26 protein-coding genes and 1 pseudogene are annotated in these 23257 nt (G+C 72.6%); 17 read left to right on the top strand and 10 right to left on the bottom strand.

The genetic code is table 11. From position 1 onward, the window contains the following. Positions 1-209: 209 nt before the first annotated feature. The 3 genes from AC07DS_RS20650 to AC07DS_RS20640 all read left to right on the top strand — a co-directional run bounded on the left by AC07DS_RS20650 (position 210) and on the right by AC07DS_RS20640 (position 2301). Positions 210-1148, top strand: coding sequence for a PAC2 family protein (locus AC07DS_RS20650; RefSeq protein ID WP_479147250.1), 939 nt, complete (start codon positions 210-212; stop codon positions 1146-1148). A 75-nt stretch (positions 1149-1223) separates the two neighbouring features. Continuing rightward, positions 1224-1871: a dephospho-CoA kinase gene (gene coaE, locus AC07DS_RS20645; RefSeq protein WP_479147249.1), complete on the top strand. Its 648-nt coding sequence runs from the start codon at positions 1224-1226 to the stop codon at positions 1869-1871. Positions 1872-1920: 49 nt separating this feature from the next. Next, the gene (locus AC07DS_RS20640) at positions 1921-2301 is read left to right on the top strand and encodes a tetratricopeptide repeat protein (protein ID WP_145875039.1); all 381 of its coding nucleotides are present in this window, start codon (positions 1921-1923) and stop codon (positions 2299-2301) included. Between the two features lie 106 nt (positions 2302-2407). Here the strand turns inward: AC07DS_RS20640 and AC07DS_RS20635 are convergent, their stop codons facing one another. Next, positions 2408-2728, bottom strand: a complete 321-nt coding sequence (locus AC07DS_RS20635) for a DUF6343 family protein (RefSeq protein ID WP_479147248.1) — start codon at positions 2726-2728, stop codon at positions 2408-2410. A gap of 77 nt (positions 2729-2805) precedes the next feature. Here AC07DS_RS20635 and AC07DS_RS20630 point away from each other — a divergent pair, with 77 nt between their 5' ends. The 3 genes from AC07DS_RS20630 (at position 2806) to AC07DS_RS20620 (ending at position 5015) form a co-directional block, all read left to right on the top strand. After that, the gene (locus tag AC07DS_RS20630) at positions 2806-3732 is read left to right on the top strand and encodes an acyltransferase domain-containing protein (protein WP_479147246.1); all 927 of its coding nucleotides are present in this window, start codon (positions 2806-2808) and stop codon (positions 3730-3732) included. A gap of 74 nt (positions 3733-3806) precedes the next feature. Further along, positions 3807-4487 carry a class I SAM-dependent methyltransferase gene (locus AC07DS_RS20625; protein WP_479147244.1) on the top strand — a complete coding sequence of 227 codons (681 nt, stop codon included), beginning with the start codon at positions 3807-3809 and terminating at the stop codon, positions 4485-4487. 75 nt (positions 4488-4562) lie between these two features. After that, positions 4563-5015, top strand: coding sequence for a DoxX family protein (locus tag AC07DS_RS20620; RefSeq protein WP_479147243.1), 453 nt, complete (start codon positions 4563-4565; stop codon positions 5013-5015). A 133-nt stretch (positions 5016-5148) separates the two neighbouring features. Here AC07DS_RS20620 and AC07DS_RS20615 read toward each other — a convergent pair whose 3' ends face one another. After that, entirely contained in the window at positions 5149-5805 is a 657-nt protein-coding gene (locus AC07DS_RS20615; protein WP_479147241.1) for an RNA-binding S4 domain-containing protein, read from the bottom strand. Positions 5806-5901: 96 nt separating this feature from the next. On the opposite strand from AC07DS_RS20615, the gene AC07DS_RS20610 reads away from it, so the two are divergent. Beyond that, complete coding sequence (locus tag AC07DS_RS20610) at positions 5902-6597, top strand: uracil-DNA glycosylase (protein WP_479147239.1); 696 nt, start codon at positions 5902-5904, stop codon at positions 6595-6597. 7 nt (positions 6598-6604) lie between these two features. Here AC07DS_RS20610 and AC07DS_RS20605 read toward each other — a convergent pair whose 3' ends face one another. Continuing rightward, positions 6605-7279, bottom strand: a complete 675-nt coding sequence (locus AC07DS_RS20605) for a GntR family transcriptional regulator (RefSeq protein WP_479147238.1) — start codon at positions 7277-7279, stop codon at positions 6605-6607. Positions 7280-7480: 201 nt separating this feature from the next. On the opposite strand from AC07DS_RS20605, the gene AC07DS_RS20600 reads away from it, so the two are divergent. Next, positions 7481-8941, top strand: a complete 1461-nt coding sequence (locus tag AC07DS_RS20600) for an NCS1 family nucleobase:cation symporter-1 (protein WP_479147237.1) — start codon at positions 7481-7483, stop codon at positions 8939-8941. Between the two features lie 5 nt (positions 8942-8946). Continuing rightward, positions 8947-9672: an aspartate/glutamate racemase family protein gene (locus AC07DS_RS20595; protein WP_479147236.1), complete on the top strand. Its 726-nt coding sequence runs from the start codon at positions 8947-8949 to the stop codon at positions 9670-9672. A 108-nt stretch (positions 9673-9780) separates the two neighbouring features. Here the strand turns inward: AC07DS_RS20595 and AC07DS_RS20590 are convergent, their stop codons facing one another. The 3 genes and pseudogenes from AC07DS_RS20590 to AC07DS_RS20580 all read right to left on the bottom strand — a co-directional run bounded on the left by AC07DS_RS20590 (position 9781) and on the right by AC07DS_RS20580 (position 11087). Beyond that, positions 9781-10236 carry a GNAT family N-acetyltransferase gene (locus AC07DS_RS20590; protein WP_479147519.1) on the bottom strand — a complete coding sequence of 152 codons (456 nt, stop codon included), beginning with the start codon at positions 10234-10236 and terminating at the stop codon, positions 9781-9783. An 81-nt stretch (positions 10237-10317) separates the two neighbouring features. Beyond that, positions 10318-10650, bottom strand: a pseudogene (locus AC07DS_RS20585) (RidA family protein); the annotation flags it as partial. Beyond that, positions 10647-11087, bottom strand: coding sequence for a hypothetical protein (locus AC07DS_RS20580; RefSeq protein WP_479147234.1), 441 nt, complete (start codon positions 11085-11087; stop codon positions 10647-10649). The gene AC07DS_RS20580 and the pseudogene AC07DS_RS20585, both read right to left, overlap by 4 nt. Positions 11088-11219: 132 nt before the next feature. Here AC07DS_RS20580 and AC07DS_RS20575 point away from each other — a divergent pair, with 132 nt between their 5' ends. From AC07DS_RS20575 to AC07DS_RS20555, 5 genes are all read left to right on the top strand, one after another. Beyond that, a complete protein-coding gene (locus AC07DS_RS20575) occupies positions 11220-11987 on the top strand; it encodes a nucleotidyltransferase domain-containing protein (RefSeq protein WP_479147232.1) in 768 nt (255 codons plus the stop codon). Positions 11988-12180: 193 nt separating this feature from the next. Continuing rightward, the gene (locus AC07DS_RS20570; protein WP_479147230.1) at positions 12181-14064 is read left to right on the top strand and encodes an FUSC family protein; all 1884 of its coding nucleotides are present in this window, start codon (positions 12181-12183) and stop codon (positions 14062-14064) included. A gap of 56 nt (positions 14065-14120) precedes the next feature. After that, positions 14121-15473 (top strand): amidohydrolase, encoded by a 1353-nt coding sequence (locus tag AC07DS_RS20565; RefSeq protein ID WP_479147229.1) that lies wholly within the window; start codon positions 14121-14123, stop codon positions 15471-15473. Positions 15474-15614: 141 nt separating this feature from the next. Continuing rightward, entirely contained in the window at positions 15615-16259 is a 645-nt protein-coding gene (locus AC07DS_RS20560) for a DUF899 domain-containing protein (protein ID WP_145875016.1), read from the top strand. A 174-nt stretch (positions 16260-16433) separates the two neighbouring features. Next, positions 16434-16607 (top strand): hypothetical protein, encoded by a 174-nt coding sequence (locus AC07DS_RS20555; protein WP_479147226.1) that lies wholly within the window; start codon positions 16434-16436, stop codon positions 16605-16607. Between the two features lie 6 nt (positions 16608-16613). Here the strand turns inward: AC07DS_RS20555 and AC07DS_RS20550 are convergent, their stop codons facing one another. From AC07DS_RS20550 to AC07DS_RS20540, 3 genes are all read right to left on the bottom strand, one after another. Beyond that, positions 16614-18557 carry an ABC transporter ATP-binding protein gene (locus tag AC07DS_RS20550; protein ID WP_479147225.1) on the bottom strand — a complete coding sequence of 648 codons (1944 nt, stop codon included), beginning with the start codon at positions 18555-18557 and terminating at the stop codon, positions 16614-16616. A 276-nt stretch (positions 18558-18833) separates the two neighbouring features. Next, positions 18834-19274 (bottom strand): hypothetical protein, encoded by a 441-nt coding sequence (locus tag AC07DS_RS20545; protein WP_479147223.1) that lies wholly within the window; start codon positions 19272-19274, stop codon positions 18834-18836. Further along, complete coding sequence (locus AC07DS_RS20540) at positions 19259-19897, bottom strand: ATP-binding protein (RefSeq protein ID WP_479147222.1); 639 nt, start codon at positions 19895-19897, stop codon at positions 19259-19261. Before AC07DS_RS20540 ends, AC07DS_RS20545 begins: the two co-directional genes overlap by 16 nt. Before the next feature lie 221 nt (positions 19898-20118). Here AC07DS_RS20540 and AC07DS_RS20535 point away from each other — a divergent pair, with 221 nt between their 5' ends. Next, positions 20119-20979, top strand: a complete 861-nt coding sequence (locus AC07DS_RS20535) for a helix-turn-helix domain-containing protein (protein WP_145875010.1) — start codon at positions 20119-20121, stop codon at positions 20977-20979. Then, positions 20980-21234, top strand: a complete 255-nt coding sequence (locus AC07DS_RS20530) for a DUF397 domain-containing protein (RefSeq protein ID WP_479147220.1) — start codon at positions 20980-20982, stop codon at positions 21232-21234. A 58-nt stretch (positions 21235-21292) separates the two neighbouring features. Here AC07DS_RS20530 and pdxR read toward each other — a convergent pair whose 3' ends face one another. Next, on the bottom strand, positions 21293-22714 hold the full coding sequence (gene pdxR, locus AC07DS_RS20525; protein ID WP_479147219.1) for a MocR-like pyridoxine biosynthesis transcription factor PdxR: 1422 nt from the start codon (positions 22712-22714) through the stop codon (positions 21293-21295). Positions 22715-22761: 47 nt separating this feature from the next. On the opposite strand from pdxR, the gene AC07DS_RS20520 reads away from it, so the two are divergent. Next, positions 22762-23253: a carboxymuconolactone decarboxylase family protein gene (locus AC07DS_RS20520; protein ID WP_479147217.1), complete on the top strand. Its 492-nt coding sequence runs from the start codon at positions 22762-22764 to the stop codon at positions 23251-23253. The last annotated feature ends 4 nt before the right edge of the window (positions 23254-23257 follow it).

Raw genomic sequence — 23257 nt, 5'->3', positions numbered from 1 at the left:
GGGGGTGCCTTCCTGTCGTACGTGCAACAGATACGGATCTCATATGTGAACGCTGTGCGTGAATGTGAACTCCGGTCTTCGTGAAGGTACGGACCAGTTGACGGGGCGTCAAGGTGTGCGGAGCGAGGTGCCTGCTCAGCGGCCCGGCGCGGGAATGCCCATGCCCCAGGGGGCGTTGTCCATGAAGAACACGAGGAGGAGCGGTCACAGTGCTTGATCCGCAGGGTTTGTACGCATGGGAGCCGAAGGGCCTGGCCGTCGTCGACATGGCGCTCGCCCAGGAGTCGGCCGGACTTGTCATGCTCTACCACTTCGACGGATACATCGACGCGGGTGAGACCGGCGACCAGATCGTCGACCGGCTCCTCGACTCACTGCCCCACCAGGTCGTGGCCCGCTTCGACCACGACCGGCTCGTGGACTACCGGGCCCGCCGCCCGTTGCTGACCTTCAAGCGGGACAGCTGGACCGACTACGAGGAACCCTCCATCGAGGTCCACCTCGTCCAGGACGCCACCGGCGCTCCCTTCCTGCTGCTGTCCGGGCCCGAACCGGACGTGGAGTGGGAGCGGTTCGCGGCCGCCGTGCGGCAGATCGTGGAGCGGCTCGGCGTCCGCCTCTCTGTGAACTTCCACGGCATCCCCATGGGCGTCCCGCACACCCGCCCCGTGGGCCTCACCCCGCACGGCAACCGCACCGACCTGGTCCCGGGCCACCGCAGCCCCTTCGACGAGGCCCAGGTGCCCGGCAGTGCCGAGTCTCTGCTGGAGTACCGCCTGATCGAGGCGGGACACGACGTCCTGGGTGTCGCCGCGCACGTCCCGCACTACATCGCCCGCTCGCCGTACCCGGACGCCGCGCTGACCGTCCTGGAAGCCGTCACCGCCGCCACCGGGCTGGTGCTGCCGGGCATCGCGCACTCCCTGCGCACGGAGGCGCACCGCACGCAGACCGAGATCGACCGGCAGGTCCAGGAGGGCGACGAGGAGCTGACCTCGCTCGTCCAGGGCCTTGAGCACCAGTACGACGCCGCCGCGGGCGCCGAGACCCGGGGCAACATGCTCGCCGAGCCGGTCGAGATTCCGTCCGCCGACGAGATCGGGCAGGAGTTCGAGCGGTTCCTGGCGGAGCGCGAGGGCGAGAGCTGAGCACGGTAGGCAGGCCCGGCCGCGGAGCCGACGCCGGGGGTGGCCCCGTCGGCGGCAGGGCCTAAGCTTCCGCTCATGCTGAAAGTGGGCCTGACCGGCGGCATCGGCGCCGGCAAGAGCGAGGTGTCGCGGCTGCTCGTGGAGCACGGGGCCGTGCTGATCGACGCCGACCACATCGCGCGCGAGGTCGTGGCGCCCGGCACGCCCGGGCTCGCGGCCGTGGTGGAGGCCTTCGGCGAGGAGATCCTCGCCGCGGACGGCAGCCTGGACCGGCCTCGACTCGGCTCCATCGTCTTCGCCGACCCCGGGAAGCTGGCCGTCCTCAACTCGATCGTGCACCCCCTGGTGGGCGCCCGCTCCCTCGAACTGGAGAGCGCCGCGGCCGAGGACGCCGTCGTGATCCACGACGTGCCGCTCCTGACCGAGAACGGCCTGGCGCCGCTGTACGACCTGGTGGTCGTCGTCGACGCGAACCCCGACACCCAGCTCGACCGGCTGGTCCGGCTGCGCGGGATGACCGAGGACGACGCACGCGCGCGCATGGCCGCGCAGGCCACCCGTGAGCAGCGCCGGGAGATCGCGGACATCGTGATCGACAACGACGTCCCCCTGGACGGGCTGCACAAGCGCGTGGCGGACGTCTGGGACGATCTCGTGCGCCGGGCGCGCGAGCCGCGGGCGGCATCCGGGGACGGGCGGCCGCGCGACGGTGGCGCGGAATAGCCGTTCGCGTCGGGGCGTTGAACCGCCGCAGTGAGGGAAGGACTCTGCCGTGCCCGAGACCAGCGGTTCGACCGGACGTACTCCGGAGACGCATGTCATAGACTTCCGCGCCGCCGAGCAGTTGCTCAACGCGCGGGATCCGCGGGGTGCGGTGAAGCTGCTGGACGGAGTCATCGCCGCGCATCCCGAGAACACCGCCGCCCGCCTGCTGCGTGCGCGTGCATTCTTCGCGGCCGCACAACTGCGGCCTGCCGAACTCGAGTTCACCATCGTGCTGGAGCGTGAGCCGGACAACGCGTTCGCGCACTTCGCGCTCGCCCGCACCTACGAACGCCAGGGCCGCGCCGACCAGGCCAAGCGTCACTTCCGGCTGGCCGCGGCGCTCGACCCCAACCCGCAGTACCTGAAGGCGGCGGGCTTCGAGTCCTGACCGTCGGCGGGTCCGCCCCGGGGTGCCCGCGCTGATGGGTCCGGGCCGGGCCCGCGCCGGGGCACGCCAAGGACCGAGCCCGCGCCGGGGCGTCCGAAAGCCGCCGTCACGGGTGCCGGGGCCGAGGCGGGCGCGTGTAGGGCCGGCTGCTCGGCCGAGGGCGGGGCGGGCCACCGTCCACCGGCCGGTACGGCGGTACGTCACGGCCCGGCTGGTAGTGCGGGCCCTGCCGGATGTGCCTGAGGATCATGGTCATGTCGACAGTGGCCACCAGCCAGAGCACCCCGCACGCGGCAGCCCAGCCGGGGCGCCCGACGAGTGCGAACACCGCGGTGCCGAAGATCGCCCAGACCAGCCCCCACACGCTCAGCCAGAAGCGCGCTCGCAGCGCACTGCGCGCGGTCGCCGGCTCACTGCCCGTACGCATCGGACCACCACTCCTCCTTGCAACGTACTCTTCGGCGGGGACGTTCATCAACGACGTTCACCGAAGGGGGACGCTCCGTGCTGCCGGACGCCGACGACCTGCCCGACGTGCTCCTCGACCTGGCCGTGCCGCACGAGGAGATCAACGAACTGGTCGCGCTGCGGCGCACGGTGACGCGTGACCCGGGCGCGCGGCGCCTCCTCGAGGAGGGCGTGGAGGAGCTGCTCCGGGACCTGGGCGAGACGGGCCGCGCACCCGACCTCGCCGAGCTGCTCGCATCCGCTCCGCCCGAGCTGCACGGCACCTTCGCCGTGTACGTCTTCGTCGCCGCGCTCCCGCACACCCTCGCCCACCACCGGGAACGCGGCATCCCGGCCGAGATCTCCCGGCGCACCCTGGCCGACCTGGGCCGTCACCTCGCGGTGCACCGCAGACGGCACGGCAGGGCCGGGGTGCAGTCGCCGCGCTGGCTCGCCCACCACTTCCGCGGGGAGCTGTACCAGCTGGGGCGGCTGCAGTTCGAGCGGGCGCGACTCGGACAGCACACCGCGCCGGTGATCGCGGCGGCCGGTCTGGACGCGGTCCCCGGCACACCCTGTCTGAACCTGCACATACCCGACTTCCACGGCCCGCTCACGCCGTCCGCCTGCGACCGTTCCCTGGCGCTGGCCCGGGAGTTCTTCGCCCTGCACTTCCCCGAGGAGCACACCGACGCCGTGCTGTGCCATTCCTGGCTGCTCGACCCCCAGTTGAAGCGGTACCTGCCCGCGCGGTCCAACGTCGTGCGCTTCCAGGAGCGCTTCCGCATCGCCCGCGAGGACACGGAACCGGCCGACACCGAGCCGGTCCAGTTCGTCTTCGGGGACCCGGACCTGCCGGTCGCCCGCCTGCCGCGGCGCACATCCGTGGAGCGGGCCGTCGGCGACCATCTGCGGGCCGGCGGGCACTGGTACATCGGGCACGGCTGGTTTCCGCTCCGGGAGTTCCCGCTGCGTGGTGAATGACTCGAACGAGTGAACCGGGGCCGGGTGGGAACGGGCGTGCGGGGGCCGCCCGTTGTTCGGGCATGACAGTCGAAATGCGTGAGGGACACGACGGATCCGGACCCGGTGCGATCACCCCGGACGGCTGCGCGGTCGAGCTGTACACGCGGCTGCCGGTGGGCGACGAGCCGGACGTCATCGCCGCAGCGGTGCCCCCAGGGGCACACATCCTGGAGCTGGGCAGCGGAGTGGGCCGGATGACCCATCCCCTGCTGGAGCGCGGCTTCACGGTCACGGCGGTGGACGAGTCCGCCGAGATGCTCGCCCACGTCCGCGGGGCGCGCACGATATGCGCCCCGATCGAGAAGCTGGACCTGGACGAGAGGTTCGACGTGGTGATGCTCGCGTCGTTCCTCGTGCACAACGGTGACGTCGAGGTGAGGCGGGGCATGCTGCGCGCCTGCGCCCGGCACGTGGCGGAGGGCGGCTGCGTGCTCATCCAGCGGGAGGGCGCGGACTACCACACGAACGTGCCGAGGGAGCGGGACGACCCGAGCGGCTTCACCGTGCGGATCGCGTCGTCGGAACCGGTCGGCGACGGGGTGAACTCGGTGCGCGCCGAGTATGTGTTCCCGGACGCCGTCTGGACCCAGACGTTCCTGGCCCGACCCCTGACGAAGGAGCAGTTCGAGGAGGCGCTGGCGGAGGCGGGACTGGAGGTGGACGCCTGTCTGACTCCCGACGGGACATGGGTGAGGGCGGTACCGGCCGCGTAGGAGCGATGAGTTTGTGGACTGCGGGCGGTCTACCTCGGTGACAGCAATCGGGACCGCTTCACCCAGGAGACCCCCATGTCCGAGACCACCGCCCCCGCCGCTTCCGCTCCTGCCACCGCTTCCGCGACCACGCGCGGCCGCCTCGCCCGGATCGCCCTGCGCACGGTGCAGGTGCTGCTCGCCCTCTTCTACGCGAGCGCGAGCGCCCTGCCCAAGCTGATCGCGCACCCGTCGGCCGTCGAGTCCTTCGAAAAGATCGGCTGGGGCAGCGTGGGCATGTACACCATCGGCGCGCTCGAACTGGCCGGTGCGGTCGCGCTGTTGGTGCCGGTGCTGCAGTCGGTGGCGGCGATCGCGCTGAGCGCGCTGATGGTGGGTGCGTTCGTCGTCCAGCTCACCGTCTTCGACGGTCAGTACGCGGCGACCCCGCTGATCCTGATCGTGCCGCTCGTCCTGATCGCCTGGTCCCGGCGCGGGTACAACGCGGAACTGCTGCGGCTGCTGCAGAGGACGGGCCGACGGGCGTGACGCGTGCGGGACACCGCAGGTGACGTCGGTCGGGGCGCGGGGGCCCGGCCGGCGGCACCGCGCGCGGACACGGTCACCGGTGTGCTGGGACGGTGTGCCGACACATGGGGACGATGCACACGCGGGCGGCGGCTCACCGGCCTCGGGGCCGCCCGCCCCGCCCGCCGGGCTCCTGCGCCCTGTCCGACCCGGCTGACCCGCCCGGGTCACCCGGACCGCTCGATCCGCTCGGTGCACCCGGCCCGCCGAGTGCACCCATGCCGCCCGGCCCGCGCAGTCGTTCCATCTCGCGGCGATCCCGCTTGGTGGGGCGGCCGGCGCCGCGGTCGCGGAGGCCGACGGGGGCCACGGCCTCGCGCGGCGGGGGAGGAGGGGAGTTGTCGATGTAGCACTGGGTGGCCACCGGGGCGCCGACGCGCTTGCGGATCAGCCGCTTGACGATCACGACCCGCTCCCGGCCCTCGTTCCGCAGGCGCACCTCGTCGCCGACGCGCACGGAGTAGGCGGGCTTCACGCGCTCGCCGTTGACGTGGACGTGCCCGCCACGGCAGGCGGTGGCGCCGAGCGAGCGGGTCTTGATCAGGCGGACGGCCCAGATCCAGCTGTCGATCCGTACGGTCTCGCCGCTCGCCGGCCCCGCGGCCTCGGCGGCAGACACGGCGGCGGCGATCTTCGGGTCGACCGGCTGGGCACCGGCGGCTCCAGAACCCTCGGCGTCCTGGACGGGGGCCGCGTCGCCCGATCCGCCGGAGTCACGCTGCACGTTCTCGTCCGCATCCTCGGAAGCCATGTCCCGACCTTAACCCGGCGGACTGGGCGATCCGGAGGCGGTTTCCGGGGAGCGGCTGTCCCGGGCGTTGTCCAGGCCGGGGCATACGGTGGCCGTATGGACGACAGCTGTGCCCTCGCTCGGCTCGACCGGCGCGTCGCTGAGTGCCGGGCCTGTCCACGGCTGGTCGAGTGGCGTGAGGAGGTGGCTCGGACCAAGCGGGCCGCATTCGCCGACTGGACGTACTGGGGGCGGCCGGTGCCCGGCTTCGGCCCGGCCGACGCCCGCCTCGTGATCATCGGGCTGGCCCCCGCCGCGCACGGGGGCAACCGCACGGGGCGCATGTTCACCGGGGACCGCTCGGGAGACGTGCTGTACCAGGCGCTGTACGACGTGGGACTCGCCTCGCAGCCCACCTCCGTGCGTGCCGACGACGGCCTGGAGCTGTACGGCGTGCGTGTCACCGCACCCGTGCACTGCGCCCCGCCCGCCAACAAGCCCACCCCCGAGGAACGCGACACCTGCCGCCCCTGGCTGGTTCAGGAGCTGAAGCTGCTGCAGCCGACGGTCAGGGCCGCCGTGGTGCTCGGTGCGTTCGGCTGGCAGGCGGCGCTGCCCGCGTTCGCCGAGGCCGGCTGGCCCGTGCCCCGGCCCCGCCCCGTCTTCGCCCACGGCACCCGGGTCGCCCTCGGCGGCCTGGACGTCTTCGGCTGCTTCCATGTCAGCCAGCGCAACACCTTCACGGGCCGGCTCACCCCCGAGATGCTGCGCGAAGTGCTGCGCACGGCGGCCGAAGCGGCCGGACTGCCGTAGCGAAGTCTCAGCCGGTTTCGTCCGGCTCGTTTCCGAACAGGTGCCGTACCGTCGAGCGGTAGTTGGCGCGGACGTGGCCGAGTGCGTGGGCGCGAGCGCGGTCCGGGTCGCCGGAGGCGATGGCCTCGTACAACTCGCGGTGTTCGGCCAGGAGCTGGGGCCACTCCTCGTTCTGCCGGGTGAGCCAGCGCAGCCGGCCGTCGACCGGCTCCATGACGGAGATCAGCAGGCTGTTGCCGGCCATGGCCAGGATGCGGTCGTGGAAGCGGGTGTTGATGTCCGTGATCGCCTCACCGTCCCCCTCCTTCGTCGCCGTCGCGGCCTCGGCCAGCAGCCCCCGCAGCTCCGCCAGCGCCTCGGGCTTCACCCGTGCCGCGGCCAGTCCCGCCGCGTACACCTCCAACGCCTCGCGCAGTTCGAAGAGTTCCTTCACATCGGTCTGGGTCAGCCGGCGTACGACCGTGCGGCGCGCCGACTCGAACAGGACGAAGCCCTCGGCGACCAGGGCGCGGATCGCCTCCCGCACCGGCACCCGTGAGACGCCGAACCGCTCGGCCAGCTCTCGTTCGACGAGCCGTTCACCGGGCCCGAGACGCCCCGCGATGATGTCCTGCCGCAGGGTCGCGAGGACCCGTTCGCGCACCGCGCCCAGGGGTTCGGTCTTCGTCGTGGTGGGGCTCATGGGGCCATCTTCGCCGACCCGGTGGTGCTTTTACGGAGAAGTAACGGCGATGACATCGGTCCGAACGCTTGACGGCGAGACCATGAGGCAGTTTGGTATACCAAACGAGGCGCTCGGCACCCCCCACAGTCTCGGCACCCCACAGTCCGGTACTCCGGACGAGCAGCCGCCCTCCTCCGTCCCCTCGCCCATGGAGGCCCCGTGTCCCTCGCCGACCGCGCCGAAGCCACCGGCGCCCCAGCGTTCGTCCCCGACCCCCGCCTCACCAACGAGGACCTCGCCCCCGCCGAGCAGCGGAACTGGAAGGTCTTCGACCTGTTCGCCATGTGGATGTCCGACGTCCACAACCTCGGCAACTACACCTTCGCCGCCGGCCTGCTGGTCCTCGGCATGAACGTCTGGCAGGTCTTCACCTCCCTGCTCGCCGGCTTCGTGCTCATCTACGCCGGCATGAACTGGATGGGGAGGATCGGCCAGCGCCACGGCGTCCCCTTCCCCGTCGTCAGCCGCATCAGCTTCGGCGTCTGGGGCGCCAACATCCCTGCGCTGATCCGGGCCGTGATCGCCATCATGTGGTACGGCATCCAGACCTATCTGGCCTCCGTCGCCGTCAACGTGATGCTGCTGGCGGCCTGGCCGGGCCTGGAGTCCCTGACCCACAGCTCCTTCCTCGGCCTGGACGCCCTCGGCTGGATCTCCTTCGTCTCCCTCTGGCTGATCCAGGCGCTGATCATCAGTCAGGGCATGGAATCGGTACGGAAGTTCCAGGACTTCTGCGGTCCGGCGATCTGGCTGGTGATGATCGCGCTGGCGGTCTGGGTCCTGGCCAAGGCCCACTGGAGCATCTCGCTCACCTCCACGCCGCACCCGGTCTCCGTCGGTGAGCAGTGGCGGCAGTGGTTCGGCGCGATCGGCCTGATCCTCGCCACCTACGGCACGCTGATGCTCAACTTCTGCGACTTCTCCCGCTTCGCACCCGACTACAGGACGGTCCGGCGCGGCAACTTCTGGGGCCTGCCCATCAACTCCACCGCCTTCGTCGTCGTCTCCGTCATCGTCACCGCGGGCTCCCTGGAGGTCTGGGGCGAGGCCATCACGGACCCGGCGGAGCTGGTCGCCAAGGTCGGCAACACCTGGGTGCTGGTGCTGGCCGCGCTGATGTTCGCCATCGCCACGATGGGCGTCAACATCGTCGCCAACTTCGTCTCACCGGCGTACGACCTGGCCAACGTCTGGCCCCAGAAGATCACCTTCAAGGTCGGCGGGCTGATCAGCACCGTGGCCGCCCTGGTCGTCACCCCCTGGAACCTCTTCTCCAACCCGACCGTGGTCAACTACTTCCTCGGTGGTCTCGGCGCCTTCCTGGGACCGCTGTTCGGCGTGATCATGGTCGACTACTACGCGGTCAAGCGCGGCCGGGTCGACGTGAACCAGCTCTTCGACGCCACACCCGGCTCCCGCTACTACTACCGCAAGGGCGTCAACCCGAAGGCTCTGTGGGCGTTCCTGCCCTCGGCTGCGGTCGCCGCGGTGCTGGCACTGGTCAAGGCCTTCAGTGACGTGGCGCCGTACTCCTGGTTCATCGGCACGGCGCTGGCCGCCGGGCTGTACGCGGTGCTGTGCCGCGGCGAGCGGGCCCGGACGGCCGGGGCGGAGGTCTGACGGACGTGCGGATCGTCGTCACCAACTGCAACACCACGCAGGAGATGACCGAGGAGATCGTCCGTGGTGCCCGGGCCGCCGCAGCCCCGGGCACCACGGTGACCGGGCTGACCCCCGCGTGGGGCCCGGCATCGGCCGAGGGCTGGCTCGACAGCTACCTCTCGGCCGCGGCCGTCCTAGACGCACTGCGCACCTACGCCGGCCCGCCGTACGGCGCCGTCGTGCTGGCCGGGTTCGGGGAGCACGGCCGGGAGGGCGTACGCGAGCTGGTGGACGTGCCCGTCGTGGACATCACCGAGGCCGCGGCCCACCTCGCCTGCCTCCTCGGGCGGCGGTACGGGGTCGTCACCACCCTCGACCGGTCCCGCGGCCAGATCGAGGACAGCCTGGAGACCGCCGGTGTGGCCCGCAACTGCGCCGCCGTGATCGGCACGGGCCTCGGCGTGCTCGACCTCGCCGACGACCCGGCCCGCACCGAGGCCGCCTTCCTCGCCGCTGCCGAACGGGCCCGCGAGGCCGGCGCCGAGGTCCTGGTGCTGGGCTGCGCCGGGATGACGGGACTGCAGCGGGCGGTGGGGGAGAAGCTCGGGCTCCCGGTGGTCGACGGAGTCGGAGCGGCGGTGAAGCTGGCGGAGTCGCTGGCGTCGCTGGGGCTGACGACCAGCCGGGCGGGCACCTATGCGAAGCCACTGCCGAAGGGCAGGACCTGGGGAGCACGCCCGAGGAGGTGAGGGACACCCTGCACGTGGACGTCCTGCACGTGGGCGTCCTGCACGTGGGCGTCCCTCACCTGGGTTTCCCTCAGCTGGGTGTGCTTCACATGGACGTTCGGGCGTCCCTCAGGGCCGCCACTCGTATCGCACGTCCGGCTCCCGCTCCTCGTTGTCGCGGCCGTCCGTGTACTCGGCGGCGACGAATCCATGCCGCTCGTAGAACCGGTGGGCGGGCTCGTTGACCTGGAAGGTCCACAGGCCGAGTCCGCCCGGACTCCGCTCCTTGGCCAGCGCGACGAACCGGTCGCCGATGCCACGGCCGCGCCAGCCGGGGTCGAGATACAGCTGGGACAGCTCGTCGCCGGCGAGCACCATCATGCCCACGATCTCGTCGTCTCCCGTCGCGGCGACCCAGGTCTCCCGCGACGGCACCACGACCTCACGGAAGTAGTCGCGCACGTCGTCGTCGGAGCGCGGGCGCACGACCGTGGGCAACGCGGCGTCGTAGGACCGCAGCCACACGTCGGCGACGGCACGGGCGTCCGCCGCCACCGCGCGGCGAAGGACCGGCTCAGCCGTCACCCCGCCCTCCTCCCGCTCCGGCACCACGGCCGTCGCCGTGATCTCCACCAGCTGCCCGGTGTACCCGAGGCAGGCGACACCGAGCAGCGTCGACGAGTGCGGTCCCCGGCTCAGCCCCGAGGCCTCGACGACCTCCCACACCGCGGACAGCACCGACGGCTCGCTGCTCACGACGTACACGTCGGTCGAGACGACGTGCTCCAAGCCACTGCCCACCGAGCGCAGTTGCTCCCGGAGATTGGCGACCACCTGCTCCGCCTGCCGCACGGGATCCCCGGCTCCCACCACCTCCCCCTTCGCATCGAGCGGCACGGCTCCCGCGAGAAACGCGAGCTTCGTGCCGGCCTCGACGACGGAGGCGTGGGAGTAGGCGGGCGGCGGGAAGAGCCCCGGTACGGTCACTCGGCGAATCATGGCGGCCCCAAGGGTGGTGGGTGGACAACCTGCTGATCATCCGGCGCCCGCCCGGGCCTCCGCACCCGATTTTCCGGCTCGGCAACGACCCCGGACGGCAGGTGCGACGGGCCGCCGCCCGCCTCCCGTCGCGCCACCGCGACCCTCGCCGACACCTCCCGCCGCCGGCGCCGTACGGCGGCCCTCGCCGCGATGGAACGCCGTACCGCGGCCGCCGCCACGGCCCTGAACTCGGCGCTCTGCTCCACCGCTTCGACCCGGTCGACGCGGTAGAGCCGGGTCCGTGGGGCCGACGCCGAGTACGGATTGACGCGCAGCAGGTCGGGCTCGCCCAGCAACCGGCGCACCAGCTCGGCCGTCCACCCGCGAGCCCGCAGCCCGGCGTCCGACACATGACCGCGCCGTGCCCTCGCACCGCTTTCCCCAGTCGTCACCATGACCTCCCCCGTCGTGACAATGAGTGACGACTTCCTTGATAACGCGCCCCACTGACAATCCGGTCGCCGTGCGCCCGGCACCCGCCCTACGCTCCCCGCACCGAACCCTCACCCCAACTGGAGCCCCCACCCATGCCCACGCTCCCCGACCCCGACTTCCTCTCCGCCACGGCCGACCGCCTGGCCGGCCTGCCCACCGTCCGAGCCGTGGCCCTCGGTGGCTCCCGAGCCCAGGGGGCACACGTCCCCGACAGCGACTGGGACCTCGCCGTCTACTACCGCGGCCCCTTCGACCCCGCCGACCTGCGCGCCCTCGGCTGGGAGGGCGAGGTGTCCGAGATCGGCGGCTGGGGTGGCGGTGTCTTCAACGGCGGGGCCTGGCTGACCATCGACGGACGCCGGGTCGACGTGCACTACCGGGATCTGGACGTGGTCGAGCACGAGCTGGCGGAGGCGGAGGAGGGACGGTTCCGGGTGGAGCCGCTGCTGTTCCATCTGGCGGGCATCCCCAGCTACTTGATCGTGGCCGAACTGGCCGTCAACCGGGTACTGCGCGGCGAACTGCCGCGCCCGGCCGCCTATCCGGAAAAGCTGCGGAGGACCGCGGCGGAACGCTGGTCCGGCACCGCCCGCGCGACCCTGGCCTACGCCAGGGCCAACCACGCCCCGCACGCCCGCCTCACCGAGGTCGCCGGCGCGCTGGCCACCGCCGCCGTACAGGCCGGCCATGCGGTGCTGGCGGCACGCGGGGAATGGGTGACGAACGAGAAGCGACTGCTGGAGCGGGCCGGGCTGCGACGGATCGACGAGGTGGTGGGCGCGCTGCGGGCGGAGCCGGAGGCGCTGACGGGTGCCATCGGGCAGGCCGAGGAGATCCTCGGACTGGGCCCCGAGAGGTGAGGGACGACCTTGGCCCCGGGACCCCGGGCACATTGCGTTCATAAAGAAACCCCCCACCCCACCACCTTTCACCTCCCCGAAACGTGATCGTCCCGTTTGCTCGGTGAAAGCGATCTACGGTGGGACACACACCCAGCAGTCCGGCCGCCGTCGTCCGAAGGCCCACCCCTGCCCTCGAACGAACAGGAGCCCCGTGCCGCGCCCCGCCATACCGACCCTGCCCCCTTGGCTCGCCCATGCGTTCCGTACCCAGCGCGGGCCCGTCCCCTGGAGCGCGGTGACCCGGGGTGCGCTCGCCGCCGGGCCGCTGCTGCTCGCCGGCGTCGTCACGGGACGTGTCGCCGACGGGGTGGTCGCCGCCATCGCCGCGATGCTCGCCGGTATCAACGACCGGCCCGGCAGCAGGCGGGCCTCCGTCCGTCGGCTCGGGGTGCCCGCGCTGGCCGGCGCCCTCGGGCTGCTCGTGGGGACGTACACCGGGCAGCTGCTGTCCGCCGTACCGCTGACCCTCTTCCTCACTCTCCTCGGGCTGGCCGCCGGAGGCGCGAGTGCCGTCGGGCCCGTCGCCTCCGCCGCCGGTACCCAGCTGCTGGTCGCCGCCGCCATCGGTGCGGGGATGCCGGCGGCCGAGAGCGGCTGGCAGCGGGCCCTCGCCTTCCTCGCCGGCGCCGGCTGGCTGCTCCTGCTGCGGCTGGCGCTGCCCACGCCCGGTTCGCTCGCCGGGGACTTCCGCTTCGACGGCGAACGGGAGGCGGTCGCCGACGTGTACGACGCCGTCGCCGCGCTGCTCGACGCCGTGGGCGGCGACGCCGCCACCACCCGCCGGGCCGCGCTCACCGCTGCCCTCGACCACGCCCAGGACGCCCTCGCCGGGCCCCGGCTGCGCCGGTACGCCGGCTCCACGGCCGAGCGCAGGCTGCACGCCCAGTACGCCGCCGCGCTGCCCATGGCCGAGGCCGCCACCGCCCTCGCCTGGGCGGGCGAGCCCGTCTCCGCACGCGCGGCGGAAGGGCCCCGGCGGCTCGCCGCCGCCGTCCGCGGCAACACCGGCACCGGCCCGCTGCCGGCCCCCGGGTTCCCCCACGCCCGGCTCCGCTCGCGCGGGGCAAGCCCCGTCGCCCCCGCCCTGCGCGCCCTCGACAACGCCCTGCTGCGCGCCGCGGAGGCCTTCGACCGGACCGCGGGCGGCGCACACCGGCCGTTCGCCCGGCGCCGCGGCGCCGCGGACGCCATCCGGGCCGCGCTCGGCACCGGCGGACGGGAGTACGGGCTGCGCGTCGCGCTCTGCTTCGGGGCCAGCGCCGCCGTCGCCCAGGCCCTGCACCACACCCGCTGGTACGGGCAGCACCAGCACTGGTACTGGCTGCCCGCCACCGCCGTCTTCCTCGTCAAGCCCGACCTCGGGCCGCTCGCCTCCCGCGTGCTGAGCCGGGCCGCCGGGACCGTGCTCGGTGCCCTGGTGTTCGCAGGGCTCGCCGCGCTGCTGCCGCGCCCGGAGGGGCTGATCGTGCTGGTGGCGGTGTGCGGGGCGCTCGTCCCCGTCGCCACCCGGAACTTCGGCGCCCTCACCACCGTCGTCACCGTCCTCGTGCTGGCCCTGGTGATGGTCGGCGGCGAGCCGCAGGCCTCCGTCAGCCGGATCGGCGAGACCCTGCTGGCCTGCGTGATCGTGCTGATCGTCGGACATCTGCCGATGCCGGGGGAGCGGGGCGGCGGGGTACGGGCCCGGCTCGCCGCCGCCGCGAGCGCCGCGCACGCCTATCTCGTGCACGTCCTGAGCGAGTCCGGAGACCGCACCGAGCGGTGGGCGCTGCGCCGGGAGGCCTACCGCACCCTCGCGGAGGCCCGCACCGCGATCGCGCTCTCCGCCGCCGAACTGCCCGCCCTCGCCCGGCACACCGAGGGCACGGACGCCGTCGCCGCCGTCCTGGAACGACTTGTCGACACCACCACGGCCTGCGCCGTGCACCTCGACGACACCGGCCGCCTCACCCCACGGCACACCCGTCAACTGCAGGAACTGCTCGACGAGTTGGAACACGACCGGGAGCGGGTCCGGCTGCCCGCCGCCGCGTAGCCCCGGCCGGGCGGTTCGGCCCGCCTCGCGGTACGGGACCGTCGTACGTTGGGCCCATGAACGCCTCTCCCGCCGACCTGGTCGTCACCGGCTGCACCGTCCTCGTGCACGACGAGGACGAGCGGATCGCCTTCCGTGAGGACGCCGCGATCGTCGTACGCGAAGGCGTGATCGAGGCGGTGACCACCGCGGCCGCCGTGGCGGACCTGCCGGCCGCGGAGCGGATCGAGGCGCGCGGGCAGGTCGCGATGCCCGGACTCGTCAACTGCCATACGCACGCACCGATGGTCGCCCTGCGCGGTCTCGCCGAGGACCTGCCGACCGAGGAGTGGTTCAACGACGTCGTCTGGCCCGTCGAGTCCAACCTCACCGGGAAGGACGTCGAGCTGGGCGCCCGGCTCGCCTGCGCCGAGATGATCCGCGGCGGGGTCACCTGCTTCGCCGACCACTACTTCCACATGGACGTGGTCGCCGACGTCGTCACCGAGTGCGGGATGCGGGCGCACCTCGGTGAGGCCTACTTCTCCTCGCAGGGTCCGCGAGGACGGGAACGGTCACTGGAGTTCGCGCTGGGCCACCGGGGCGCCGCAGGCGGGCGCATCACCACCGCCCTCGCACCGCACGCCCCCTACACCGTCACGGACGCCGACCTCACCGCCACCGCCGAACTCGCCCGCGCCCACGGCCTGCCCGTCCACCTCCACGCCGCCGAGAACCGCGACCAGACCGACACCAGCCTCGCCCGGCACGGCGTCACCCCCGTCGAGGTCCTCGACCGCACCGGACTCCTCGACATCGACCTGCTCGTCGCCCACGGCACCGGCATCATCGAGCGCGACCTGCCGCTCCTCGCCCGCACGGGGGGCCGTACGGCGGTGGCGACCGCACCCCGCGGCTACCTCAAGTTCGCCTGGCCAGGCACCACCCCGGTACGGGCCCTGCGTGCGATCGGTGTCCCCGTCGGCCTCGCCACGGACGGCGCCGCCTCCAACAACTCCCTCGACGTGTGGGAGTCGATGGCGCTGACCTCCCTGATCCAGAAGTCCACCGAGGGCGACCCGCGCTGGCTGACCTCCCGTCAGGCCCTGCACCACGCCACGCTGCAGAGCGCCCGCGCGGTCGGCCTCGGCGGCAGCATCGGGACCCTCGCCCCCGGCCGGCGTGCCGACATCATCCTGGTCGACCTCACCGGCCCGCACACCCGGCCGGTCCACGACCTCGCCGCCACCCTCGTGCACAGCGCCCGCTCCGCCGACGTGCGTACCACCGTCGTGGACGGACGCGTCCTGATGCGGGACCACGAGCTCCTCACCCTCGACGTGCCCGCCGTCGCACGGGAGCTGGACCGGCGACTGCCCGCACTGATCGACCGGAGCCACGGACGGCGCATCCAGGAGTACGACACCTGAGTCCCTCCCGGGACGGGTGAGCCGGCTCCGGGGCGCCGGAGCGGTGCCGGAGAAAAATCTCGGAATCCGGCGCCGTACTCCGATGAGTTCCGCCCTCGCCGGCGGTCACCACCCCGAACCGGCCTGCGGACAGGAGGGCTCATGTCGCTTCCGGAGATCGTCTCGCGTGAGCAGTGGCGCGCGGCGCGCGAGGAGTTGCTGCGCAAGGAGGAGGCGGTCAGCAGGGCGCGGGACATACTGAGCGCCGAGCGGCGGCGGCTGCCCGTGGTCGAGGTCGACCCGGAGTACGTCTTCGAGGGCGGCGACGGCAAGGCCACTCTCCTCGACCTCTTCGAGGGCCGGGCCCAACTCGTCGTCCACCATTTCATGTTCGCGCCGGAGTGGGAGGCGGGCTGCCCGTGCTGCGCGGCCTTCCTCGACCAGGTCGGCCACCTCGCCCATCTGCGGGCCCGGAACACCTCGTTCGCGGCCGTCTCCCGGGCGCCGTTCACCCGGCTCCTGCCGTTCAAGGCGCGGATGGGCTGGGCGGTGCCGTGGTACTCGTCCTGCCACAGCGACTTCAACCGTGACTTCGAGGCGACCGTCGAGCGCGCCGGGGAGCTGGTCGAGCGGCCCGGCCTCAGCTGCTTCCTGCGGGAGCGCGATCAGGTCTTCCACACCTACTCGGTCCACGACGACGGCCTGGACGGACTCGGCGCCACCACCGGCCTGCTCGACCTCACCGCGCTCGGCCGTGACCCGGCGGGCAGCGACCGGCTCCGGTACCACGACGAATACGAGGAGTGACACAGAACGTGACGAGACTGTCGCCGAATGTGCCGTTCCTATCGGAAAGTGAACGGATTCTCACGGTCCGCTCTGACTCGGTGTCAGCAATGTCTCAGTCCCGTCACCGCGCGAGCCGTCAGCCTTCTCCAGGGCGTTAACTCCAAGAAGTACGACGCTTTCCGGAGGTGCGAGATGGTGAACGGGCGAACCGTGCTCGAGTGCTTTCCCGCAGGTGGCCCGCGGGGATCGTGGCCGGCAGAGGAGTTCGCGCACGCCCGGCGGCTCGAAGGCCTGCCCGCCGAGGTCGTCATGGACCTCGTGACGGACACCTTCCTGGTCATCGTGCGCGGCGACGCCACGGAGTGAGCCGGCTCAGGCCGGCTTCGGGGCCGGCACCTTCGCCGTGAACTGCTCCGCCTGCAGCGCGTACAGCTCCGCGTAGACACCACCCCTGGCCAGGAGTTCCTCCGGAGTGCCGGACTCCACCAGCCGCCCGTGCTCCAGTACGTGCACCAGATCGGCATGGCGGACCGAGGCCAGCCGGTGGGTGATCAGAACGACCGTCTGACCGCTGCCCGCCAGCGCCCGGATCTTGTCGAACACCTCCAGCTCGGCCCGCGCGTCCAGCGCCGCCGTCGGCTCGTCCACGATCAGGATGCGCCCGCGCCGGTAGGCCGCCCGGGCGATGCCGAGGCGCTGCCACTGGCCGCCGGACAGCTCGTGGCCGCCGCTGAAGTTGCGCGCCAGCAGCGTGTCCAGGCCGCGCGGCAGATCCGCCACCACCTCCTCGGCACCCGCCTCGGCGATCGACGCGGCCAGACGTTCCTCGGTGAGGGGCGCGGAGGAGCGGCCGACGGCCACGTTCACCCGCGCGGTGAACGGCCAGCGCTTGAAGTCCTGGGCCACCATCGCGACGCGCTCGGCGAGCAGCCGCCGGTCGGCGCTCGCGGCGTCGACACCGTCCCACAGGATCCGGCCCCGATCCGGTGTGTACAGGCCCGCGAGCAGCTTGACCAGGGTGGTCTTGCCCGAGCCGTTCTCACCGACGAGCGCGATGATCCGGCCGAGCGGGAGCGTGAGGCTCACGTCGTCGAGGGCGGGGTGGGACGCCTCACCCGGATAGCCGAACGTGACGTTCTCGAACCGGATCTCGCGTGGCTCCTCGGGCAGCGGCAGGCCCCCGGACGGGATCGCACGCTCGGCCGCCTCGGTGTACAGCCGCTGCAGATCGCCCACGAACAGGGCCTCCTCGTGCAGCTCGTTGATCTCCAGCACCAGCGTGTCCAGGCTCGCCGATCCGGTACGGATCGCGATCACCGCCGTACCGGCCACGGACAGGGCCATCGCGCCGCCCAGCAGCAGCGCGCCCAGCGTGGCGTACGTCGCGACGGTCGCGAGCCCCGTCCAGGCGGCCGCGATCAGGCCGGTCCGGGCCGCCAGCCGGGACAGCCGGGCCTGCTCCGCCTCGGCGGTCTCCGACATGGAGCGGAAGTGCCGCAGCAGGAACGGGCCGACGCCGTGCACCCGGATCTCCGGCGCCGCGGCGGGCTCGGTGAGCAGGTTGCCGATCAGATGGCCCGCGCGGGCGTGCTGCACCCAGGTGTGGAAGGACTCGTAGCGGCGGCGGGCGTTGATCAGGGCGCCCCAGGCGCTGGGCAGGGTCATGGTGACCAGCAGCGGCAGCAGTGCCGGATGCAGCACGGTGAGCACACCCGCCGCCGCGACGAGGGAGATCACCGCGTTGACGACCCGGGCACCGATGGAGATCATGCCGCGGGCGGACCGGGCGCCGTACTGGGCGGTGTCCAGCAGCTTGTGGAAGGCGTGGTCCTCGATCGCGGCCAGCTCCACGTTGGCCGCCCGCTCCAGGTACAGCTCGGTGGCCACCCGCTCCACCTTGGGTTCCAGCCGTCCGGTGGCGTAGGTCGAAGCGGCCCGCAGCAGCGCCGCGACGAGCATCACGGCGGCCATGACGGCCAGGGCGGGGGCGGCCGCGCGCAGCCGCTGCGCGATGTCGGGCCCGGCGAGCAGCTTCCCGAGTGCGCTGTTCATGGCCAGCAGGCTCACCGCCTGGGTCACGCCCCGGGCGAGCTCGGTGGCCAGCACGACCCGGGCCGCCCGCGGGTCCGCCCGGCGGGCCAGCCGCAGGCTGGACGCCAGCATGCCGGGCAACCGGACCACCATCGCCCGGAAGCTCAGCTCCAGAAAGGCCTCCGCATGCTCGTTCCACCCCATGTCGTACCGCAGCGGCCCCCCGAACAGCAGCTGCTCCGACCCCGAGACCTCGGAGCCACCCGCCTCGCGCTTCTTTCCCACCGTGCCCCTCCACCGCGGCCCATGACCGAACGGCCACTATCGCGGGCGGACCGGCGGTGGGGCAGGGCGCGAGAGGTGGCACCGGGGGCGTGAAGGGGGTGCGGCGGTGGCGGCGTGGCAGGCGTGGCCGTCGGGCCGGGACGCGGGGCCGGGGCGTGACGCTGTTGCGTCGGGCGAGCGAGGAAGCGCCGGTCAACAGGTGGTGCCGGTCAGGAGGAGGTGCCGGTCGGGAGTCCCGCACCTCGCCTCACCCCGTCGGCCGAGCCCGGCGCAGCCTCACGCAGAGACGGCTCGGGACCAGTCCGGGGTGGCCCCCGTCACCCGGCACAGGGCCAGGTAGAGGGGGATCGGTGGGGTGTAGGGGACCGTGCCCTCGGGGCGGTGGATCAGGCGGGCGGTGACGGGGACCAGGGCGCCGGGGGCGTACTGGGCGGGGGCAGGCCAGGGGAGGGCGTAGTCGGAGTCCGACGGGACGATCCACCACCAGTGGGTGCCGTCGGCGTACACGCAGCCCACCCGCGGCAGCCGCGGGACGATCAGAGGCCCGAGGCGGTCGGGTACGGCCACGGCGTCACAGCCCAGCGGTGACGTCATTCCCTCCGGCACCTGCAGGCGACGGACCGTGGCCGGCGTGTGCTGCCGGCGTCCGAGGCGGACCAGGGTGTCCAGGCCGAGCGGCCGGCCGGAGTCGTCGGCGCCGCTCACGGCTGCTCCCATGCTTGCCGCTGCTTCGGGGCCCGGTACCGGGCCTGTGCCTCTTCCTCCTCGCCCGGACCTGGCGGCGGGCCGTCCGGCTTCGGGCGGGCACCCCAGCCCAGGTCGTTGCGGGGTTCCACGGCGCCGAGGGCCGCGTCGGTCCGACGGGCCAGCTCGGCCCAGACCAGCAGCCCCGGCCCGTGTTCCTGCGCACCCCAGGCCTGGCACAGTGCGTCGACGAGGAGCAACCCCCTCCCGTGCTCCTCATCGGGGCGCTGCGGGGAGGGGTGGGGCTCGCCGGGCGCACAACCCTCGTCACGCACGGCTATGCGGACCATGTCGTCGTGGTCGTGCAGCTCGCACACGACGCGACTGCTCGCGGTGTGCACGATCGCGTTGGTGACCAGCTCGGATATGACGAGGGCCGCGTTGTCGCAGGTGTCCGCGCACACCGACCAGCCGGTCAGCCGGGCACGCGCCAGGCGTCTCGCCTGGGCGGGGGAACCCGGATGTGCGGCCAGCTCGAAGCGGAACCGGCGCTCGGCAGCGCCCCCACCAGGGGCTGCTCCCGTTGCCGCACCTGGACCAAGGCGGTCTGCGGCGGCGTCTGTTCCTAAGGGCGCGGACGGAATCACGCTTGCCACTATCTCCCCGGCGTGGACACTTGGCAAGTGTCACTCTGAAAATTGCAGAGTGCTGTGTGACTCGGTCAACGGCCGTGGCACACTGCTCGCAACAGCACCTCGAGCGGCGCCAATTGGGACCGTCGTCGATCCGGCCGGATCTTCGAATGAGTCTTCGAACGGCGCCGCAGGGCTGTCGGGATTCTTTTGCCGGAGCGGACTCTTGTGTCGGAGGTGGGAGCGTGAGCGAGCCGCGGTCCGCGCCGACCGTGGGCCAGGTGGTCCTCGGCCGACGCCTGCTGGACCTGCGGGAGCGTGCCGGGCTGAAGCGCGAGGAGGCCGCCGGTGTGCTCCGCGTCGCCCCCGCCACCATCCGCCGTATGGAGATGGCCGAGGTCGCCCTCAAGATCCCGTACCTGCAACTGCTGCTGAAGGCCTACGGAGTTCCCGAGGCCGAGGCCGACCTCTTCGTCCAGCTGGCCGAGGAGGCCAACAAGCCCGGCTGGTGGCAGCGGTTCCACGACATCCTGCCGGGCTGGTTCTCGATGTACGTCAGCCTGGAGGGCGCGGCCGCCCTCATCCGCTCCTACGAGCCGCACTTCGTCCCCGGTCTGCTGCAGACCGAGGACTACGCGCGCGGCGTGCTGAAGTCGGGTGCCATCGGCCAGACCAGCCCCGACGACATCGAGCGCCATGTCGCGCTGCGCATGCAACGCCAGGAACTGCTCACTCGTACCGACGCCCCCCGTTTCTGGGCGGTGATGGACGAGACGGCCCTGCGCCGCCCGGTCGGCGGCCCGGAGGTGATGCGTACGCAGATCGAGAAGTTGCTCGAGGCCACGACGCTGCCGAATGTGACGCTCCAGGTCGCCCCGTTCGCCAACGGGCCGCACCCGGGGACGTACGGACCCTTCGTCCTGTTCCGATTCGCCATGCCGGAACTCCCGGACATGGTCTACAGCGAGTACATGACCGGCGCCGTCTACCTCGACGCGCGCTCCGAGGTGGCGACCCACCTGGAGGTCATGGACCGCATGGCGGCGCAGGCCGCCACGGCACAACGCACGAAGGAGATCCTCCAGGATCTCCGCAAGGAGCTGTGAATGGATCAGATAGAGCCGCGCACTCGCGTCTACAACGGCATGCCCGCACGTGAGTTGGGCAGCGAGGGGTGGCACAAGCCCTGGAGCGGCGGCAACGGCGGAAACTGCCTGGAGGCGATGAAGCTCGCCGACGGCCGGATCGCCGTACGGCAGTCGACCGACCCCGACGGACCGGCGCTGATCTACACCACGGACGAGATGACCGCGTTCATCGAGGGCGCCAAGGCGGGGGAGGCCGACTTCCTGCTCTCCTGAACTGCCTGATGCCTGATGCCTGATGCCTGATGCCTATTGCTCGACCTGCCCATGACTCTCACCCGGGTGGCAGCACCCCGCACAACGCCTCCAGCGCCGCACCGTAGGCGTGTTCCGGCGGCGTTCCGTACCCGACCACCAGGCCGTCGGCCGCCGGCATCCGCGTCTGCGGGTGCCGGAACGCGGCCAGTCCGTCCAGGGCGACCCCCTGCCACGCGGCCGCCTTCACCGCCGACCGCTCGGTGCCGGGCGGCAGCGTGAGCACGGCGTGCAGCCCGGCCGCGATGCCGGTCACCTCGATGTGCGGCGCGTGTGCGGCGAGTGCCGCGACCAGCCGGTCACGGCGGCGCCGGTACGACTGCCGCATGCGCCGTACGTGACGGTCGTACGACCCGGAGAGCACGAAGTCCGCGAGCGCCAGCTGATCCGGCACGCTCGCCCACGCCTCCCGTTCCCCCTTGGCCGCGAGCACCGGCCCGACGTACCGCTCGGGCAGCGCCATCCAGCCCAGCCGCAGCGCCGGTGACAGGCTCTTGCTGACCGAGCCGATGTGGATCACCCGCTCCGGGTCGAGCCCCTGGAGCGCGCCGACGGGCCTGCGGTCGTACCGGAACTCGCCGTCGTAGTCGTCCTCCAGAACCACCGCCCCGCGCGCGCGTGCCCAGTCGATCACCGCCGCCCGGCGTTCCGGATGCAGCGGACCCCCGGTCGGGAACTGGTGCGCGGGCGTGAGCAGCGCGGCCCGCTCCCGCCCCAGCTCCGCCACCCGCGCCCCGTGCTCGTCCAGCGGGAGCGGTACGGTCCGCACCCCCGCCGCCGCGAGCAGCCCGCGGTGGAAGTCCAGCCCGTACGCCTCCACGGCCAGCGGACCGCGCAGCACACCTCCGCCGCCCTGGCTGAAGATCAGCCGCAGGGCGTGCGCGAAGCCGGAGCAGATCACGATCCGGTCGGGTTCGGTGCGCACCCCGCGCGCGCGTGCCAGATAGTCCGTGAGCGCCTCCCGCAGCTCGCGGCGCCCGGCGGGGTCGCCCGGCCCGAACGCCTCGCTGGGCGCCGCCTGCAACGCCCTGCGGTACGCGGCCGACCAGGCCGCCCTCGGGAAGGCCGAGGCGTCCGGGGTGCCCTGCCGCAGATCGTGCCGCGGCCCCCGCGCGCGTGGAGGCGACTTCTTGGGTGCGCGCTCGGCGTGCCGCAGGGGCTCCGCACGCTCGGCGACCCGGGTGCCCGAGCCCTGCCGGGCGGTCAGCCAGCCCTCCGCGACCAGCTCCGCGTACGCGTCGGCGACGGTGTTGCGGGCCACGCCCAGATCGGCGGCGAGCGAGCGGTACGGCGGCAGCCGGGTGCCCGGAGTCAGCCGCCCGCTGCGCACGGCCTCACGCAGCGCCCGGATCAGCGCCGCCCGCCGACCGCCCGGCCCGGACAGCTCCAGGTGCAGGTCGGCGCCGATCCGCTCCGCTGAATTGACCCACGAATCCACCATGAAAATGCACCCTACAGCCGGTCTTTCAGGGCCATAGGTTTGAGCACATGACGACGACGAACACGATCGACACCGCGACCACCACCCCCACCCGCCTGGACTTCGCGAAGGCCGCCCCGAAGGCCTTCCGCGCCCTCATCGGCTTCGGCGCCGCCGCCCGTGCCGGCCTCGACCCGGCCCTCGTCGAGCTGATCCAGATCCGTGCCTCGCACCTCAACCACTGTGCCTACTGCCTCCACATGCACACCAACGACGCCCGCAAGGCCGGCGAGAGCGAGGACCGGCTGCACATGGTCGCCGTCTGGCGTGAGGCCCGGCACTTCTTCACCCCGAAGGAGCAGGCCGCTCTCGCGCTGACCGAGGCGGTCACCCTCGTGGCCGACGGGGGTGTCCCCGACGAGGTCTACGCCCAGGCTGCCGCCCAGTTCGACGAGGCGGAACTGGCCCAGGTCCTGGCACTGATCCTCACGATCAACACGTGGAACCGGGTGGCGCTGGCGACCGGGAAGGTGGCGGGGACGGACGAGAGGCGCCGCTGACGCC

This window comes from Streptomyces sp. NPDC044064 (genome assembly GCF_056434245.1).
This window is presented reverse-complemented; position numbering and strand designations above follow the sequence as displayed.